This is a genomic window from Actinomadura sp. SCN-SB, from assembly GCF_043906805.1.
Lineage (GTDB): Bacteria > Actinomycetota > Actinomycetes > Streptosporangiales > Streptosporangiaceae > Spirillospora.
Map to the genome: position 1 here is coordinate 25,212 of NZ_JBIMPP010000040.1, position 16,800 is coordinate 42,011.

At 72.8% G+C, this 16,800-nt stretch carries 16 protein-coding genes; 10 read left to right on the forward strand and 6 right to left on the reverse strand.

Annotation, left to right across the window (positions count from 1 at the left end):
• The first annotated feature begins 121 nt into the window (after positions 1 to 121).
• Positions 122 to 964, forward strand: a complete 843-nt coding sequence (locus ACGWYJ_RS24070; protein ID WP_395108598.1) for a class I SAM-dependent methyltransferase — start codon at positions 122 to 124, stop codon at positions 962 to 964.
• Here the strand turns inward: ACGWYJ_RS24070 and ACGWYJ_RS24075 are convergent.
• Together ACGWYJ_RS24075 and ACGWYJ_RS24080 are read right to left on the reverse strand one after the other, a co-directional pair.
• Positions 885 to 3,548, reverse strand: a complete 2,664-nt coding sequence (locus ACGWYJ_RS24075; RefSeq protein ID WP_395108600.1) for a PEP/pyruvate-binding domain-containing protein — start codon at positions 3,546 to 3,548, stop codon at positions 885 to 887. The genes ACGWYJ_RS24070 and ACGWYJ_RS24075 overlap by 80 nt on opposite strands.
• 132 nt (positions 3,549 to 3,680) lie before the next feature.
• Positions 3,681 to 4,442, reverse strand: a complete 762-nt coding sequence (locus ACGWYJ_RS24080; RefSeq protein WP_395108602.1) for an SDR family NAD(P)-dependent oxidoreductase — start codon at positions 4,440 to 4,442, stop codon at positions 3,681 to 3,683.
• Positions 4,443 to 4,544: 102 nt separating this feature from the next.
• Here ACGWYJ_RS24080 and mshA point away from each other — a divergent pair, with 102 nt between their 5' ends.
• Genes mshA through ACGWYJ_RS24095 form a run of 3 tightly spaced genes read left to right on the forward strand, consistent with a single transcriptional unit; the run spans position 4,545 to position 7,211 of the window.
• The gene (gene mshA / locus ACGWYJ_RS24085) at positions 4,545 to 5,852 is read left to right on the forward strand and encodes a D-inositol-3-phosphate glycosyltransferase (protein ID WP_395108604.1); all 1,308 of its coding nucleotides are present in this window, start codon (positions 4,545 to 4,547) and stop codon (positions 5,850 to 5,852) included.
• Positions 5,849 to 6,367, forward strand: coding sequence for a YbjN domain-containing protein (locus ACGWYJ_RS24090; RefSeq protein ID WP_395108606.1), 519 nt, complete (start codon positions 5,849 to 5,851; stop codon positions 6,365 to 6,367). The genes mshA and ACGWYJ_RS24090 overlap by 4 nt, the downstream gene beginning before the upstream one ends.
• Positions 6,368 to 6,389: 22 nt before the next feature.
• Positions 6,390 to 7,211: a phosphoglyceromutase gene (locus ACGWYJ_RS24095; RefSeq protein ID WP_395108608.1), complete on the forward strand. Its 822-nt coding sequence runs from the start codon at positions 6,390 to 6,392 to the stop codon at positions 7,209 to 7,211.
• A gap of 84 nt (positions 7,212 to 7,295) precedes the next feature.
• On the opposite strand, the gene phoU is transcribed toward ACGWYJ_RS24095, so the two are convergent.
• Positions 7,296 to 7,958, reverse strand: a complete 663-nt coding sequence (gene phoU / locus ACGWYJ_RS24100; protein WP_395108609.1) for a phosphate signaling complex protein PhoU — start codon at positions 7,956 to 7,958, stop codon at positions 7,296 to 7,298.
• A 205-nt stretch (positions 7,959 to 8,163) separates the two neighbouring features.
• On the opposite strand from phoU, the gene ACGWYJ_RS24105 reads away from it, so the two are divergent.
• Positions 8,164 to 9,360, forward strand: coding sequence for a sensor histidine kinase (locus ACGWYJ_RS24105; RefSeq protein WP_395108610.1), 1,197 nt, complete (start codon positions 8,164 to 8,166; stop codon positions 9,358 to 9,360).
• Positions 9,361 to 9,505: 145 nt separating this feature from the next.
• Positions 9,506 to 10,186, forward strand: coding sequence for a winged helix-turn-helix domain-containing protein (locus ACGWYJ_RS24110; RefSeq protein WP_395108611.1), 681 nt, complete (start codon positions 9,506 to 9,508; stop codon positions 10,184 to 10,186).
• A gap of 67 nt (positions 10,187 to 10,253) precedes the next feature.
• Here ACGWYJ_RS24110 and ACGWYJ_RS24115 read toward each other — a convergent pair whose 3' ends face one another.
• Positions 10,254 to 11,252, reverse strand: a complete 999-nt coding sequence (locus ACGWYJ_RS24115) for a hypothetical protein (protein ID WP_395108612.1) — start codon at positions 11,250 to 11,252, stop codon at positions 10,254 to 10,256.
• 120 nt (positions 11,253 to 11,372) lie between these two features.
• Positions 11,373 to 12,122, reverse strand: a complete 750-nt coding sequence (locus ACGWYJ_RS24120) for a hypothetical protein (protein ID WP_395108613.1) — start codon at positions 12,120 to 12,122, stop codon at positions 11,373 to 11,375.
• 363 nt (positions 12,123 to 12,485) lie between these two features.
• On the opposite strand from ACGWYJ_RS24120, the gene ACGWYJ_RS24125 reads away from it, so the two are divergent.
• Positions 12,486 to 12,968, forward strand: a complete 483-nt coding sequence (locus tag ACGWYJ_RS24125) for a CarD family transcriptional regulator (protein ID WP_285701713.1) — start codon at positions 12,486 to 12,488, stop codon at positions 12,966 to 12,968.
• A 70-nt stretch (positions 12,969 to 13,038) separates the two neighbouring features.
• A complete protein-coding gene (gene ispF, locus ACGWYJ_RS24130; RefSeq protein WP_395108640.1) occupies positions 13,039 to 13,515 on the forward strand; it encodes a 2-C-methyl-D-erythritol 2,4-cyclodiphosphate synthase in 477 nt (158 codons plus the stop codon).
• Between the two features lie 41 nt (positions 13,516 to 13,556).
• On the opposite strand, the gene ACGWYJ_RS24135 is transcribed toward ispF, so the two are convergent.
• A complete protein-coding gene (locus ACGWYJ_RS24135) occupies positions 13,557 to 14,345 on the reverse strand; it encodes a DUF2637 domain-containing protein (RefSeq protein WP_395108614.1) in 789 nt (262 codons plus the stop codon).
• Between the two features lie 181 nt (positions 14,346 to 14,526).
• Here ACGWYJ_RS24135 and ACGWYJ_RS24140 point away from each other — a divergent pair, with 181 nt between their 5' ends.
• On the forward strand, positions 14,527 to 15,324 hold the full coding sequence (locus tag ACGWYJ_RS24140) for a DUF6585 family protein (RefSeq protein WP_395108615.1): 798 nt from the start codon (positions 14,527 to 14,529) through the stop codon (positions 15,322 to 15,324).
• A 51-nt stretch (positions 15,325 to 15,375) separates the two neighbouring features.
• Entirely contained in the window at positions 15,376 to 16,779 is a 1,404-nt protein-coding gene (cysS, locus tag ACGWYJ_RS24145; protein WP_395108616.1) for a cysteine--tRNA ligase, read from the forward strand.
• Positions 16,780 to 16,800 lie beyond the last annotated feature (21 nt).

Genomic DNA, 16,800 nt, shown 5'->3' on the forward strand with positions numbered 1-16,800 from the left:
TCAGCGATCGGCTACCGTCTTCTGGCGGACGGGAGGCGGCGCTGCGGTGGCGAGGGCACACACGCCTCAGAGGCACGGGCTTCAGGGGCACGAGCCTCAGAGGAACGGGCCTCAGGGAGAGGTGACGCGGGGGACGACCGCGCCCAACCGGCTGCGCCGCGTCGACCGCTGGATCGCGGCCACGCAGAGCGGCGGCCTCCGCGCCGGGCCGGCCCCGCTGGCGGTCGACCTCGGGTACGGGGCGTCCCCGGTGACCACGGTCGAGTTCTACCGGCGCCTGCGCGCCGTCGCCCCGCGCCTGGAGGTCACCGGCATCGAGATCGACCCGGATCGGGTCGCGGCGGGCCGGGCGGTGATCGCGGGCGGCGCCTACGAGGGCCTGTCGTTCCGGCACGGCGGCTTCGAACTCCCCGTGGACCGGCCGCCCGACCTGGTACGCGCCTTCAACGTGCTGCGCCAGTACGCGGAGCCCGCGGCCTGGCGGGCCTGGGACGACCTGTGCGCGCGGCTCTCCCCCGGCGGCGTCCTCATCGAGGGGACGTGCGACGAGATCGGCCGCCGCGCCGTCTGGGTCGCCCTCGGCGGGGACGGCGCCGGGAGCGCGCGACCGCGGACCATCACCTTCGCCGCGCATCTCGCCACCCTGGAACGACCCTCCGACCTCGCCGAACGGCTGCCGAAGACGCTGATCCACCGCAACGTGCCGGGCGAACGGGTCCACGCGCTCCTCACCGACTTCGACCGCTGCTGGGCGACCGCCGCGCCCTACTCGGCCTTCGGGCCGCGCGCCCGCTGGATCGAGGCGGTGTCGTTACTGGCCCGGTCGCATCCCGTCTACGCGCGCCCCCCGTACGGCGGACGGGGCCGGTGGCGGCTGGGCGAGGTCACCCTTCCCTGGTCGGCTGTGGCTCCCGGAGATCCCCCGGCCCGGAGCCGACGTCCCCGTCCCGGCCGGACACGGTGAGGAGCCGGACGGTGCCGCGTCCCGCGTCCACCCGGACACGGTCGCCGGTGCGCAGCCGCATCGTGGCGTTCCCGCAGCCCACGACCGCCGGGACGGCCAGCTCGCGGGCCACGGTCGCGGCCGGTGACAGGGGCGCGCCGACGTCGGTGACGACCGCCGCCGCGACCGGGAACAGCGGCGTCCACCCGATGTTCGCCGCCGACGTGACCAGCACCTCGCCGGGCCGCAGCTCCCCGCCGTGCTCGGGGGCGTCGAGGACCCGCACCGTTCCCTCCACGACCGCGGCCACGCCGGGGAAGCCGCTGATCGAGGCGTTCTCGGGCCCGCGCGTCCCGTATCCGGCCAGCGGATCGGTCGCGTCGAAGAGGTCGGTGCGGCGCACCCGGGCGCCGGCCCAGGCGACCGGCTCGAACGGCCCCCTGATCAGCACCGGGTACGGGGCGAGCGCGCGATAGCGATCGTAGGTGCGCCGCCGGACCGCGACCCTCTCCAGCGGGCGGGCGTCCCCGTCCAGCACGGCCAGGATCTCGTCGATGGTCAGGTAGAACAGGTCGTCGCGGCGGCCGGTGAGCTCACCGGCCCGCAGCACGAACGCCCTGATCACCGCGTACACGCGCATGACCTCCGAGCGGGCCGCGTCGCGCTGGTAGGCGGCCCGCGCCCAGCGCCCGACCCGGCGCCGCACGCCCGCCACCCTCCCCGGATGGCGTGCGCTAAACCGTTTCCAGGCCGCACGGCTCGCGTCCCGCTGCCGTCCCAGCAGTTCCACCGCGTCATGGCCGGACGCCGAGTTCGCGGGGACGTGCACGCCCTCCGGCTCCTCGGCCGGGCGGGGTGCGGAGATCTCGAACTCGTGCGCGCCGCGATGCCCCCATTCCCGCAGGTAGGTCGCCCTGTCGATCTCGCCGCGGGCCAGCTCGGCCAGCCCGATGACCGGGCCGAGGCCCGCCGGTACGGGGCCGCCCGGCCTCCCGAGGCCGGCGAGCATCGCGTCGGCGTCCGCCTCGCCCGCCAGCCGGGCCAGCTCGCGCCGCAACATGATCAGGGAGGGGGCGCGCCGACGGCGGGCGGCGCCCAGCATGTGGCACGCCTCACGGAAGAACGGCAGCAGCGCCTGGCCCCACAGGTGCAGCAGCGCGCCCGGATCGGTCTCCACCTGGATCCGGTCGCGCAGCGCCTCGCACCGTCCCGGCGAGGACGCCAGGAAGTCGGGCAGCCGCCTGCCGTCCGCGCGGGCCTTCAGCCTGGCCTTGGCGGCGACCGGCAGCAGCCACCGGGCGACCTCCGCCTTCGACACCGGCAGCGGCGGGATCCTCACCTCGGGCGGCACCTTGCCGAAGACCTGTTCGAGACCCGCTCTGCCCGCCCGTTTCCCCGTTCCGAGCACGCGGGCGAAGGCGTTGGCCACGCTCAGGTTCATGTAGAGGCGGCCGCCGATGTTGCCGTACGCGCGGATTTCCGGGAACCCCGGGACCGTGGACGCAGGCATCGTCTCGTGCATGTACATCTGCACCAGTGACCAGGTGCAGGGCGTCATCACGTCCGGGACGGCCTCGCCCATGTTGGCGCTGGTCCACAGGTAGTCACCGGACAGGCTGTCGTTCCACTCCTCGGTGTCCTCCCACCCCCTGTCGTCCTCCAGGGGACGCGCCTGGAGGACGAACGGGTTGCCGTCGTGCAGGGCCCACTCGATCATCAGTGGCCGCCCGTACAGCGCCTCGATCCGTTCGCCCAGCCGCGCCAGCGCCGCCGCCTGGTCGTCGCCGAGGACGGGCAAAGTCCGCCACCGGTCCGGCACGGGCTCCTCCTGCGTGCCGGCCTCGCCCGGCGCCCTGCGCGGGACGGTCATCGTCGCCTTGTCGGCGGTCCGCCGTTCCAGGACGGTCCCGGTGCCCTTCTCCAGAACGAGGGCGTCCGGTGTGACCCGTCCCGTGATGACGGGCTCCCCCATGCCCCACGCCGCGTTCAGCAGGATCCGGCCGGGGCTCGCCGTCGTGGTGACCATGGTGCCGGACGCCTCCGCGGACACCAGGCATTGGACGAGCACCGCCTGCGTGGCCTCGCCGTGATCGATGCCGTTGCGGACGCGGTGCTCGATGGCGGGCGCCGACCACAGCGACGCCCAGCACCGGCGGATCGCGTCCAAGAGCGCCGCCTCCCCGCGCACGTTCAGGACGGTCTCGTGCCATCCCACAGGTGGCGGCCACCCGTCCAGGGCCGTCGCCGACGAACGCACCGCCACCGGATCGTCCTGGGCGCCCAGGCCCGCGTACCCCCAGCGGACCGGGCCCGCCACCTCCATCGGCAGGTCGCACCGTTCCATCAGCTCGGCGATCTGCCGCGCGGCCCTCTCCGCCGTGGCGGGAAGATCGGGATCGACCCGTGCCGCCAGCCCCAGGATCGGCTCAAGCAGCCCGTTGTCGTCGATGAACGCCCGGTACGCCTCGGCGGTCACCAGGAAACCCGCCGGGACCGGCAGCCCGGCCGCCGCCAGCCGCGCCACCGCCGCGCCCTTGTGGCCGGTCACGGCGGGATCGGCCGCCCCTGCGCCGTCGTAGGGCAGCACGAAGGTCCGCTGGGTCATCTCCCGCTCCGTCCCGGGATTCGGTCATGCCATCTGGACGCATACCCCGGGAACGGTCCAACGATCCTTGGTCCCGAGCCACCGTCCGCCGATCCCCGGCGGGGCGGGCGGCACACGACCCCCCGGCGCGGCTCAGTGCTCGCGATGGATCTTGGTGGCGGTGGCCTGGACGCGCGGCTGGACGTCGATCCGGTCGATGTTGACATGCGAGGGCCGGGTCACCACCCAGGCCACGCAGTCGGCCACGTCCTCGGCCACCAGCGGCTCGCGGACGCCCTCGTACGGCTTCTTCGCCCGCTCCGCGTCGCCGCGGAAGCGCACCAGCGAGAACTCGTCCGTCTTCACCAGCCCCGGCGCGATCTCGGTGATCCGCACCGGCTCCGCGACCAGTTCCAGCCGCATCACCTCGTTCACCGCGTACGCCCCCATCTTGGCCGCGTTGTACCCGGCGCCGCCCTCGTACGGGTTGTGCGAGGCCAGCGACGTGATGTTGACGACATGGCCGTCGCCGCTCCCGATCAGCTTGGGCAGCAGCGCCTTGGTCACCCTCAGCAGTCCCAGCACGTTGGTGTCGTACATCGCCTGCCAGTCCGCCGGGTCCGCCTCGGCCACCGGTTCGAGGCCGATCGCGCCGCCGGCGTTGTTGACGAGGACATGGCACTCGGCCAGACCCGCCGCCAGCGCGTCCACGGACGACTGATCGGTCACGTCCAGGGTGACCGCGGCCGCCTTGCCCGCGCCCGGCACCTCCTCGGCGATCTCCTTGGCGAGGGCGTCCAGCCGTTCCCGCCGCCGGGCGGCCAGCACCACGTTGAAGCCCTCCGCGGCCAGCCTCCTGGCCGTGGCCGCGCCGATCCCGCTGCTTGCTCCCGTCACCACTGCCGTCTTGCGCATGGACCCCAGACTCCCAGGCCCGGTTGATCGACGCCAGCGAGGGTCCGGCTTGGGGGAACAGGCGGGGAGATCGGTAGGTTTCCCCACTGGAGGTGGTGTGCGGTGCCGCGTCGGATCAATCGCGTCGCGACGATCAGCGTCCACACGTCCCCCCTGGACCAGCCGGGGACCGGCGACGCGGGCGGGATGAACGTCTACATCGTCGAGGTGGCCAGGCGGCTGGCCGCCAGGAACGTCCAGGTGGACATCTTCACCCGGGCGACCTCGCGGGCCCTGCCCCCCGTGACGGAGCTGGCCCCCGGCGTGCTGGTCCGCAACGTGGTCGCCGGCCCGTTCGAGGAACTGGAGAAGACCGAGCTGCCGCGCCACATGTGCGGCTTCACCTCCGAGGTGCTGCGCGCGGAGGCGTACCACGACCCCGGGCACTACGACCTCATCCACACGCACTACTGGCTGTCCGGCCAGGCCGGGCAGGCCGCCAAGCTGCGCTGGGGCGTGCCGCTCGTCCACTCCATGCACACCATGGCCAAGGTCAAGAACGCGGCGCTGGCCGAGGGCGACACCCCCGAGCCCCAGGAACGGGTGATCGGCGAGGAGCTGGCCGTCGCCGCGTCCGACCAGCTGGTGGCCAACACCGCCGAGGAGGCCCGCGAGCTGATCGAACTGTACGGCGCCGACCCGGCCCGGGTCGCCACCGTCGAGCCCGGCGTCGACCTCTCCCTCTTCCGGCCGGAGCCCCCGCTGACCCCGCCCGGCGCCGGCACCACGGCCCGGCGGCGCCTCGGCCTGCCCGACGACGCCCGCGTGCTGCTGTTCGTCGGGCGCGTCCAGCCGCTGAAGGCCCCCGACGTGGTGCTGCGGGCCGCCGCCCGGCTGCTCGCCGACGACCCCGGGCTGCGCGGACGGCTGGTCGTCGCGGTCGTCGGCGGCCCCAGCGGCAGCGCCCGGTGCCGTCCCGAAGGGCTCAAGTCGCTGGCCGCCGAGCTGGGCCTCACGGGCAGCGTCCGCTTCGAGCCGCCCGCCCCGCAGGGCGAGCTGGCCGACTGGTACCGCGCCGCCGACGTCACCGTCGTCCCCTCGCACAGCGAATCGTTCGGGCTGGTCGCGATCGAGTCCCAGGCGTGCGGCACGCCGGTCGTCGCGTCCGCCGTCGGCGGCCTGCGCACCGCCGTGCGGGACGGCGAGTCCGGCATCCTGGTGCGCGGGCACGACCCGGACGACTACGCCGCCGTCCTGCGCCGCCTGCTCTCCGAGCCCCGCCTGCGCGCCCGCCTCGCCCGCAACGCCGTCCGCCACGCGAGCGGCTTCGGGTGGGACGCCACCGTGGACAAGCTGCTCGAGGTGTATACCGGAGCCCTGTCCAATCTCGTCCGGCCGGCGCGGCTGGCCGCTGCGGAGGTGACGGTGTGACCGGCGATCCCATCGCGGTGATCGAGGAGACCCTGCGGGCGTCGGAGCTGGAGTACGAGCGGCCGAGGCCCGAGGCGTTCTTCGTCAAGCTGCCCGGACAGCACAAGCTCGCCACCATGACCTGGCTGATCGTCGGCGACCACAGCCTGCACGTCGAGGCGTTCTTCTGCCGCAGGCCCGACGAGAACCACGCCGACTTCTACCGCTTCCTGCTGGAGCGCAACGGCCGGATGTACGGGGTGAGCTTCGCGCTCGACGAGGTCGGCGACGTCCACCTCGTCGGCCGGCTGCCACTGGCCTCCATCACCCCGGACGAGATCGACCGGCTGCTCGGCTGCGTGCTGACCTACTCCGACGAGAACTTCGACAAGGCGCTCGAACGCGGCTTCAAGTCGTCCATCCAGCGCGAGTGGGACTGGCGGGTCAAGCGGGGCGAGAGCCTGGCCAACCTGCGGGCGTTCGCGTCCTTCGCCGACCCCGCCAATCGCGACCCGGCCGACGGCGCCCCGTCCTGACCCGCCCGATAGGCTTTCCGGCATGGCGACCCTGGTATTGCTCCGGCATGGCGAAAGCGTCTGGAACGCCGAAGGGCTGTTCACCGGCTGGGTGGACGTCGACCTGTCCACCAAGGGCGAGAGCGAGGCGACCAAGGGCGGCGACCTGCTGCTCGACGCCGACATCACGCCCGACGTGGTGCACACCTCGGTGCTGAAGCGGGCCATCCGCACGGCCAACATCGCTCTGGACGTCGCGGATCTGCTGTGGATCCCGGTGCGCCGCTCGTGGCGCCTCAACGAGCGGCACTACGGCGCGCTCCAGGGCAAGAACAAGGCGCAGACGCGGGAGGAGTTCGGCGACAAGCAGTTCATGATCTGGCGCCGCTCCTACGACACCCCGCCTCCGCCGATCAAGGACGACGACCCGCTGTCGCAGGTCAACGACCTGCGCTACGCGTCGCTGCCGTCGGAGCTGATCCCGCGCACCGAGTGCCTGGCCGACGTCGTGGACCGGATGCTGCCGTACTGGTACGACTCGATCGTCCCCGACCTCGCCGCCGGGCGCACCGTGCTGGTCGCCGCGCACGGCAACTCGCTGCGCGGCCTGGTCAAGCATCTGGACGACATCTCCGACGAGGACATCGTCGGGCTCAACATCCCGACCGGGATCCCGCTGGTGTACGAGCTGGACGACGACTTCGCCCCGCTCAAGCGCGGCGGCGAGTACCTCGACCCGGCCGCCGCCAAGGCCGCCATCGAGGCCGTCAAGAACCAGGGCGCCGCGCCCGCGCCGGCCGCGCCCGCCGCCGACCCCAAGGCCGGGAAGGACAAGGGCGGCAAGGGCCGCCGCAAGAAGAAGTAGTGGGCCTGCCTGGAGGCGCGGGACGGCTCCTGCGAAAGACCGCCCCGCGCCTGCAGGTGTCCGCGCCCGAGACTACCCTGCCGCTCAGGACAGGTCGATCATCTCCTCGGGGCGCTGACCCGTCACCAGGTAGACCACGTCCTCGCCGACCTGGACGGCGTGGTCGGCGAACCGCTCGAAGTACCGCCCGGCCAGGGTGATGTCCACCGCCGGCTCGACGCCGTGCTTCCACTTCGGCGACAGCAGGATGTCGAACAGCCTGCGGTGCAGCCGGTCCATCGCGTCGTCGTCGGCGTCCAGCTCCAGGCCCATCTCCACGTCCCTGGACGCGATCACGCTGCCCGCCTTGGCGATCATGCGTTCCGCGATCTGGCCCATCTCCAGCACCGTGGCCTGGAGCTCCGGCGGGACGGCCGGCTCGGGGTGGCGGCGGCGGGCGGTCTTGGCGATGTGCACCGCCAGGTCGCCCATCCGCTCCAGGTCCCCGCTCATCCGCAGCGAGGTGACCAGGGTGCGCAGGTCGCCGGCCACCGGCTGCTGCCGGGCCATCAGGTCGTAGACCGTCTCCTCGATCTCCTGGTCGATCTTGTTGACCTGCTCGTCGGAGCTGATCACCTCCTCCGACAGCCGCAGATCGGCGTCCAGCAGGGCGGTCACCGCGCGGGCCATCGCGGATCGGACCAGCCGGGTCATGTCGACCAGCTTGTCGGAGAGGGAGTCGAGCTCCTCGTGGTAGGCGTCGCGCAATTGTGATCCCGGGGTGCGAAGGGGTGAGGGTCTCTGGGGGGACGCGGGGGACGCGTCCGCCAGGCGCCGGGCGTACCGGCCCAGGGCACACCCTGTCCGACCAGCGTGAACCGTCCCGGAGAATGAGGTGAACTTTCGGGAAACGGGGTCGCGTCACCTGGTCCTACGTGCCGGTCACGCGCCGGCTCCACTTACGATCCAGGGTGTGGAGGTCGAGATAATCGCAGGTCTGGCCGGGCTTGCCGGGCTCGCGATCGGGCTCGCGACCGGATTGGCGGTGCGCGTGAGCGAGCGAGCGCAGAGGGCCCCGGCGCCGGCGGTCACGCAGGGCGCGCTGCCCCCCGGAGTGGCGTCGGTCCTGAGCGTGCTGCGCTCCTCGGCCGTCGTCCTGGACGGCGAGGACGTGGTGCTGCGCGCCAGCTCGGCCGCCCGCGCGTTCGGCATCGTCAGCGGCGACCGGCTGGTGGTGGACGAGCTGCTGGCGATGGCCCGGCTGTCCCGCCGCGACGGCGAGATCCGGGAGGCCGAGATCCAGGTCGGGCCCGGCCGTCCCCGCCGGGGCGCCGAGGGCCGCTGGTTCGCCGTGCGGGTGGCGCCGCTCGGCTCGCACGGCCTGGTGCTGGTGCTGGCCGAGGACCTGACCGAGATGCGCAGGGTCGAGGCGATCAGGCGGGACTTCGTGGCCAACGTCAGCCACGAGCTCAAGACCCCGGTCGGCGCGCTGTCGCTGCTGGCCGAGACCGTGGAGGGCGCGGCCGATGATCCCGAGGCGGTGCGCCGCTTCGCCGGCCGCATGCAGTACGAGTCGGTGCGGCTGACCAACCTCGTCCAGGACCTGATGACGCTGTCGCGGATCCAGGGGGACGAGCCGCTGCCCGAGCTGCGCCCGGTCGCCCTGGACGCGATCATCGACGAGGCCATCGACCGTACCCAGATCAAGGCCGCCGCCAAGAACATCGAGGTGACCGGCTGCGGCGGACCGGGCGAGCGGGTCCGCGGCGACGAGGAGCTGCTGATCACCGCGCTGCGCAACCTGATCGACAACGCCGTGGCCTACAGCCCCGAGAACACCCGGGTGGTCGTCACCACCCGGCGCTGCGACGACACCCGGGTCGAGATCAACGTGACCGACCAGGGCATCGGCATCCCCGGCGGCGACCTGGAACGGATCTTCGAGCGCTTCTACCGGGTCGATCCGGCCCGCTCCCGGCAGACCGGGGGCACCGGCCTCGGCCTGGCCATCGTCAAGCACGTCACCACCAAGCACGGCGGCGACGTGACGGTCTGGAGCAAGGAGGGGTCCGGATCGACCTTCACCCTCCGCCTGCCCCTGCTCGAGCCCGCCGGGCGGTCGGCCCAGGCCGACGCGTCCACCGCCTCACCCGCCCCGCCACCTTCCTGAGACCTCCGCCGTACAACGCCCTCGTCCCGAGCTCGAAATACCGTCCGAGACCCCCGAGATGCTGCACAATCGCGATGACCCGTCCTGCCACCGTAGACGGCCCCGCCCGGGGCGCTGAGATCGACAACGCCCAGGAGGCAACACCGTGACCCGCGTGCTCGTCGTGGAAGACGAGGAGTCGTTCAGCGACGCACTGTCGTACAACCTGCGCAAGGAGGGCTTCGAGGTGGCCGTGGCGGCCACCGGCCCCGACGCGCTGGACCTATTCGAGCGCAACGGTGCCGACCTCGTGCTCCTGGACCTGATGCTGCCCGGCCTGCCGGGCACCGAGGTGTGCCGGGAGCTGCGCGCTCGCTCCAACGTCCCCGTGATCATGCTGACCGCCAAGGACAGCGAGGTCGACAAGGTGGTGGGCCTGGAGCTCGGCGCCGACGACTACGTGACCAAGCCGTTCTCCACCCGCGAGCTGATCGCCCGGATGCGCGCCGTGCTGCGCCGGCAGGGCGAGGCCGAGGAGCCGGCCCCCGCCATCCTGGAGGCCGGCCCGGTCCGCATGGACGTCGAGCGGCACGTGGTCAGCGTCGGCGGCGAGAACGTCCAGCTTCCCCTCAAGGAGTTCGAGCTGCTGGAGGTGCTGCTGCGCAACGCGGGCCGGGTGCTGACCCGCATGCAGCTCATCGACCGCGTCTGGGGGGCCGACTACGTGGGCGACACCAAGACCCTGGACGTCCACATCAAGCGGCTGCGCGCCAAGATCGAGTCGACCCCGTCCACACCGCGCTACATCGTGACCGTGCGCGGCCTCGGCTACAAGTTCGAGCCGTAGGCCACGAAGCGAGCGGCCCGCCCGGGCCTGGAAGGCGCCGGGCGGGCCGCTGTCGTTTCCGGGGCCGTCAGTTGTGGCCGCCGCCTGCCGGTGCCGGGGCGTGGCCGCCGCTCTCGCCGCCCGTTCCGCCCGTTCCGCTCTCCGGGGTGGACGGGGTGGGAGAGCCGCCGGGCGCGGGGATGCCCGTGGAGACCGCCACGTAGGAGCCGTACTCGTTCTGCTGCGGCACGACCGGGACGAGGATCTCGATGGTGCCCGCGTGCTCGAACTGGAGCCGTACCCGGATGGACTCGCCGCCCAGCACCTGCCGCAGGTTCAGGTTCGACAGGACGACCAGCGGGACCTTGCCGCGGGGCGGGATCGGGGCGTTGGACGGCTGCGCGGTCGCGCCGCCCTCCGGAGGCGTGGGCGTGGCCGTGTCGGCGGGCCGGGAGGCCGCGGCGTCGGGGGACGGCGTGGTGGGCCGGGGAGAGGGCGCCGTGGTCGACCGCGGGGTCCCGGGCTCACGGGTGGGCGCCTCGCTGCCGGGCGTCGCCCTGCCGGTCGGCGTGGCCTGGCCCTGCTGCCCCTGCTGCTGCCCTTGCTGTTGGCCCTGCTGCTGCCCCTGCTGCTGGCCGGGCTGCCCCGGCCGGCCCTGCTGCTGGGCGGGCTGCGGCTGCTGGGGCGCCTCGCCGACCAGCGTGACCGGGGTGCCCTCGCCGGACGGCCGGGCGGGGGGCAGCGTCACCGCGCCACCGGTGATCTGCGCCGAGCCGAAGCTGGGCGAGGTGACCGAGACCAGCCGGTCCTGCCGTCCCTCGACCTGGTTGATGATCGTCCCGTACAGCGGCAGCGAGCTGCCCGCGGGAAGCGCCTGGTCGGGACGCGGGCCGAGCAGGAACATGTTGCGGATGTCCACCTGCGAGGTCGCCGCGCCCTGCGGCACCGAGGCGTTGACGCCCTCGGTCAGCTGGGTGGGGGCGGCGCTCTGGGGCCGGCTGCCGGCGCCGCAGCCGGAGATCACCGGCGCGACGGCGACGGCGCCCGCGATGGCGAGCGCGACCGCTCGGCGGCTGTTTCGGATCACGGCGTCGATCTCCTCGCAAAGGACGTTCTGGAAGCTGTGACTGATCGGCGGGACACGCCAAGCGAAGCCTAGCGAGGATGGGCGGCCGACCTGGTTTCGGGGTGGCCTTGCCGTGTCGCCTCAGCTGAGCGACTTGACCTTGGCGGTCAGGTCGGGCCCCGGCTGCGGCGCGTGCAGCACGTGCGTGACGACGCCGTCCGGCTGGACGAGCACGGCGGTCAGCCCTTGCGCCCCGGGCGGTCCCCCGTAGGTGCCCGCGAGGATGCCCTGCTCGTCCCGCACGATCCGCGGCGTGCCACCGTGCGCGGCCCCGGCCAGGGCCTTCAGGTCGCGGCGCACCTTGTCGGCGGGCGCCGGGTTCCCGCGCCGGTCGGCGGCCAGCCAGAAGTTGAGCTCGAACTCCCGCGTGCGGGTGGCCAGCTCCGCCACGATCCGCTCGCACCCGCAGGACGGCGGGACGATCCCGATCACGCCGGGCCGCAGCTCCCGTAGCCCGATCGACCTGGGCTCCGGGCCGTCCAGCGCGACCTCGCCCGCGGGCAGCACGCCGCCGATCTGCCCGGGCGCGGCGGTCGGGTGCGGCGCGAGCAGGCTGCCGGTGGGACGCGGCGCCGGGCGGGGCCCGAACGCCGTCATCAGCGCCCCGCTCACCAGCGCGACGATCAGGGCGCCCGCGATGAGCGGGACGGCCACCCCGAAGCGGGTGATCGGCCGCAGCAGGCGGCGGATCCGGTCGCGGCGGCGCTTGCGGCGCTCCTCGCGGTGGTAGGCGATGACGTCGGGATCCAGTTCGCGGGCGTCATCGGGCACGACGATATCGACACGGGGCAGCCCGTAGTCGTCGGGCTCGGGGTCGCCGCCTGGCCTCACACCGCACCTCACGTCCAGTCGCGGAACTGTCCTCGTCGTGTCCTTTCGAGGCCCCTTTTGAACCTTCCGGGCGCTTCGTACCCACGCGGCCCGTCATGTTCACCTTCTAGTATGAAGCCGTATGCGCGAATACGGAGGAGGAGAACCGAGTGCGGTTCACCGGGTCCTCGCCCTGTCGCCGAAGGCGCGGCGCGGCGGCTCTTTCTCCCTGTCCCCTGCGTGCCCGACAGGCCCCGAATGCACGTTCCAGAGCCTTTGTCAAGACCCCAATATGCGGTTTGACCTGCGGAAATGTCGCGAAGGTCGGTGCGGTCACCGCCGAGCCCGTGCTACCCTGGTAGTAGCGGAAGGGGTACTTGTCACATGACTTTCCAGGTCGGCGACACCGTCGTCTACCCCCACCATGGGGCTGCTCGGATCGAGGCCATCGAGACTCGCACCATCAAGGGTGAGGAAAAGACCTACCTGGTCTTGAAGGTCGACAAGGGCGACCTGACAGTGCAGGTTCCAGTGGAGAACGTCGAGGACGTGGGCGTTCGCGACGTCGTCGGCCAGGAAGGCTTGGAGAAGGTGTTCGAGGTGCTGCGCGCGCCCTACACCGAGGAGCCGACCAACTGGTCGCGGCGCTACAAGGCGAACCTTGAGAAGCTCGCCTCCGGAGATGTCAACAAGGTCGCCGAGGTCGTCCGTGACCTGTGGCGGCGCGATAAGGAGCGCGGCCTGTCCGCCGGTGAGAAGCGGATGCTCGCCAAGGCCCGCCAGATCCTGGTCAGCGAACTCGCGCTGGCCGAGAAGACCAACGAGGACAAGGCCGAGGCTCTCCTCGACGAGATCCTCACCAGCTGAATTGAACCCGGTGCAGGGCACGCCGGCCGCCGCCGGCGGCGCGGCCGCATCGCTTCCGGGACTGCCACGGGTGGGCGTCGGCACCGACGTCCACCCGTTCGCGCGTCCGGATGACGCCGACCGCCCGCTCAGGGTCGCCGGTCTCGACTGGCCCGGCGAGGGCCCGGGGCTGGCCGGCCACTCCGACGGGGACGTCGCCGCGCACGCCGCCTGCGACGCCCTCCTGTCGGCCTGCGGCCTGGGCGACCTGGGCGCGGTCTTCGGCACGGCCGACCCCCGCTGGTCCGGCGCCTCGGGCCCCGACCTGCTCGCCGAGGTCGCCCGCCGGGTCACCGAGTCGGGCCACGCCATCGGCAACGTCTCCATCCAGGTCATCGGCGTCCGCCCCAAGATCAGCAAGCGCCGCGCCGAAGCCGAGAAGGTCCTCTCCGAAGCCCTCGGCGGCGCCCCCGTCAGCCTCTCCGCCACCACCACCGACGGCCTGGGCCTCACCGGCCGAGCCGAGGGCCTGGCCGCCATAGCCACCTGCCTCGTCTGGCAAAGCTGACCCGAAACCGACGTGTTCACCCTGGCGGGGGCTTGGCGGCCTTAGTCGTCCGGTGGGGTGGGGGAGCTTCGGTAGGAGCCGGAGGGTGGGTCCCAGTTCCAGATGGGGAGGTCGCTGCGGTCGCCGGCGTCGCGGCCGGGGGTCGAGGTCTCCTCGGACTCCTCTTCCGGAGGCTGGTCCAGGTGAGGCGGCATGATGATGTCCGGCTGGGTGGTGGCGGCCTTCTGGGCGGACGGGCTGGGCGCCGGGGCGTCCGGCGCCCGCGCCACCTCGACGTCGGTGGGCAGGAGCGGTGGCGGGCCTGGCTCGGGTGGCGCCGGGTCCTCGGTGCCCGGATGTGTCGTCTCGGGCTCGGAGGCCACGGTCCGCGGCTCGGGCGGGGTGCGGAAGTGCTTGATCATGCGGTACCAGAGCCAGATGGCGATCAGCAGCATGACGTGCGGGGCCACCGCGACGCCCACCCGTACGGGAGTGCGGGGCAGCGAGTCGTACCCCCATACGGCGTGCTGGACGGCGATGGCGGCCGTGCCCGTCAGCAGGATCAGCAGCAGAGCGCCCCGGATCCAGCGGGACCACCAGGGAGCGTCCCGGGCGACGATGAGGGACAGGACCACGATCACGACGAGCGCGTCCGCCATGACCGGGTACGCGGCGGCACAGCGCTCCCCGGCCCTGCCCGCTATCGCGAAGTCGCGCAGCAGGTCGTAGGTGAGGGTGAACGCCCCACCGGCGAGCACCGCGAGGGCCAGGCCGCCCGCCACGGTGAGCAGCCGGCGCGCGTACCGGGGCGCGGAGCGCGATTCGGGCAGGACGGGGGGATCAGCGGGCATGCGAACTCGTTTCCGGGGGCGGCCGTACCGGGGTCAAGTGGAGGGTAGCCAGCCGTCGCGGCGGATAGCAGCGACTTCCGGCCGATCTTCGCGGTCCGCTTGCGGCTCGGGGTGGGTCGTACGGTATTGAGGGAGGGACAGTGCCGTCGGTCACCAACAAGAGTCGGGTAGTCACTCCTCCATGTCCTTTCCCCCCTCGATCCTGGAACGGGCCGTTGAACGCAAGCTCGGTGAGCCCGTTCGGGCGTTCGACGGCCGCGCGTCCCTCTGGCGGGCGCTCACGTGGACGGGCCTGTTCGGCCTCGCCGGGCTGGTGCTGGTCCCCACGGCGGTGACGGCCATGGTGGTCGGGCGGGCCGGCGTGGGGTCGGTGGCCGTGCTGGGCGTGGCGGCCCAGGCGGTGGCGGTGCCGTGGCTCGCCCGGAAGGGCCTGATCCTCGCCGGGCCGGCGGACCTGCGCGCCCGCAACAAGACCGTCTACCTGTTCGCTTGCGGGCTCATCCTGAGGGCCGGGGGCGAGCGGCCCGCCTACAGGTGGGAGGACCTGGCCTCCGTCACGGTCTCCGGGGTACGGGACGGGGCGCAGGGCCCGACCCGGTACCGGTTCGCCGTCTCCGCCGCCGACGGGCGGGAGATCGTGTTCGGGCCGGAGCTGCCCGGCGTCCGCGCTCTGGGGGAGCGGGTCGCGGCGGAGGTGACCGGGCGGGTGCTGCCCGACCGGCTCGCGCGGGTACGGGCGGGCGAGTCGGTGCGGATGGGGCCGTTCACGCTCGGGCCGGACGGGGTCGAGAAGGAGGGCGAGCGGCTCTCCTGGGCGGACGTGGTGAAGGTCGGTGTCGACAACGGCGTGGTGTACGTCGGGACACGCGACGAGGCCCACCGCCTGTCGGCGATCGCGTCCCGGATGCCGAACGCGATCGCCTTCGTCCAGGTGTGCAGGACGCTCGCCGACGACGAGGGAGCCGTGTCGCGCAACTGATGTCCGGCGCGAAGGCGGCGAGCGCTCCGGGGAATCCAATAGCCTGGACGCGTGAGCCTGCGCCTTTATGACACGAGCACCCGTACGGTCCGCGCGTTCGAGCCCTTGGAAGAGGGCCGCGTGGGGTTGTACGTCTGTGGTGCCACGCCGCAGGCCGCGCCGCACATCGGGCACCTGCGCTCGGGCGTGATCTACGACGTGGTGGTGCGGTGGCTGCGCCGGTCCGGCTACGCGGTGACCTTCGCGCGCAACATCACCGACATCGACGACAAGATCATCGCGACGGCGGCGGAGCGGGGCGAGCCGTGGTTCGCGGTGGCCGAGGCCAACCAGCGGCTGTTCGCCCGGGGCTACGAGCTGCTGGGCAACCTGCCGCCGACGGTCGAGCCGCGCGCCACCGGGCACATCCCGGAGATGATCGCGCTGATCCGGCGGCTGATCGAGCGCGGGCACGCGTACCCGTCGGGCGGCGACGTGTACTTCGACGTCCGGTCCTGGGTGGGGGAGGACGGCGTGCTGCCGCTGTCCCAGCAGCGGCTGGAGAACATGCGCTCGGCCGGTGACACCCCGAACGAGGATCTGAAGCGCGACCCGATCGACTTCGCGCTGTGGAAGGGCGCCAAGCCGGGCGAGCCGTCCTGGGAGACGCCGTGGGGCGAGGGGCGGCCGGGCTGGCACCTGGAGTGCTCGGCGATGGCGACGAAGTACCTGGGGCCCACGTTCGACATCCACGGCGGCGGGATGGACCTGATCTTCCCGCACCACGAGAACGAGATCGCGCAGTCGCGCGCCGCCGGTGACGGGTTCGCCCGGTACTGGATGCACAACGGGCTCCTCACGGTGGACGGCGTGAAGATGAGCAAGTCGGTCGGGAACGTGGTGACGCTGCCCGACCTGCTGGACAGGGCCCGTCCCGTGGAGATCCGGTACTACCTGGTCGCCGTGCACTACCGGTCGTTGATGGACTACACGGACGCGGCGCTGGCCGAGGCCGCGTCGGCGTACCAGCGCATCGAGGGCTTCGTGACCCGCGCCGCCGAGGTGGCCGGGACGGTGCCCGAGGCGGAGGACCTGCCGGAGGGCTTCACCGCCGCCATGGACGACGATCTGGGGGTGCCGCAGGCGCTCGCGGTCGTTCACGAGGTGGTGCGTGAGGGCAACAACGCGCTGGCGTCCGGCGACCTCGACCAGGTGCGGTCGCGGCTGGCCTCGGTACGGGCGATGACCGGGACGCTCGGGCTGGACCCGCTGTCGGAGCAGTGGTCCCAGTCCGGTGACGGAGACCTGCGTTCCGTGGTGGACGCGCTGGTCGCGGTGGCGCTGGAACAGCGGCAGGCGGCTCGGGCACGCAAGGACTACGCCGCCGCCGACGCCATCCGCGACAGCCTGTCCGAGGCCGGGATCGTCGTCGAGGACACTCCCAACGGCCCCCGCTGGGAACTGAAGCGCGCCTGATCCGACGATACGAGAACGCGA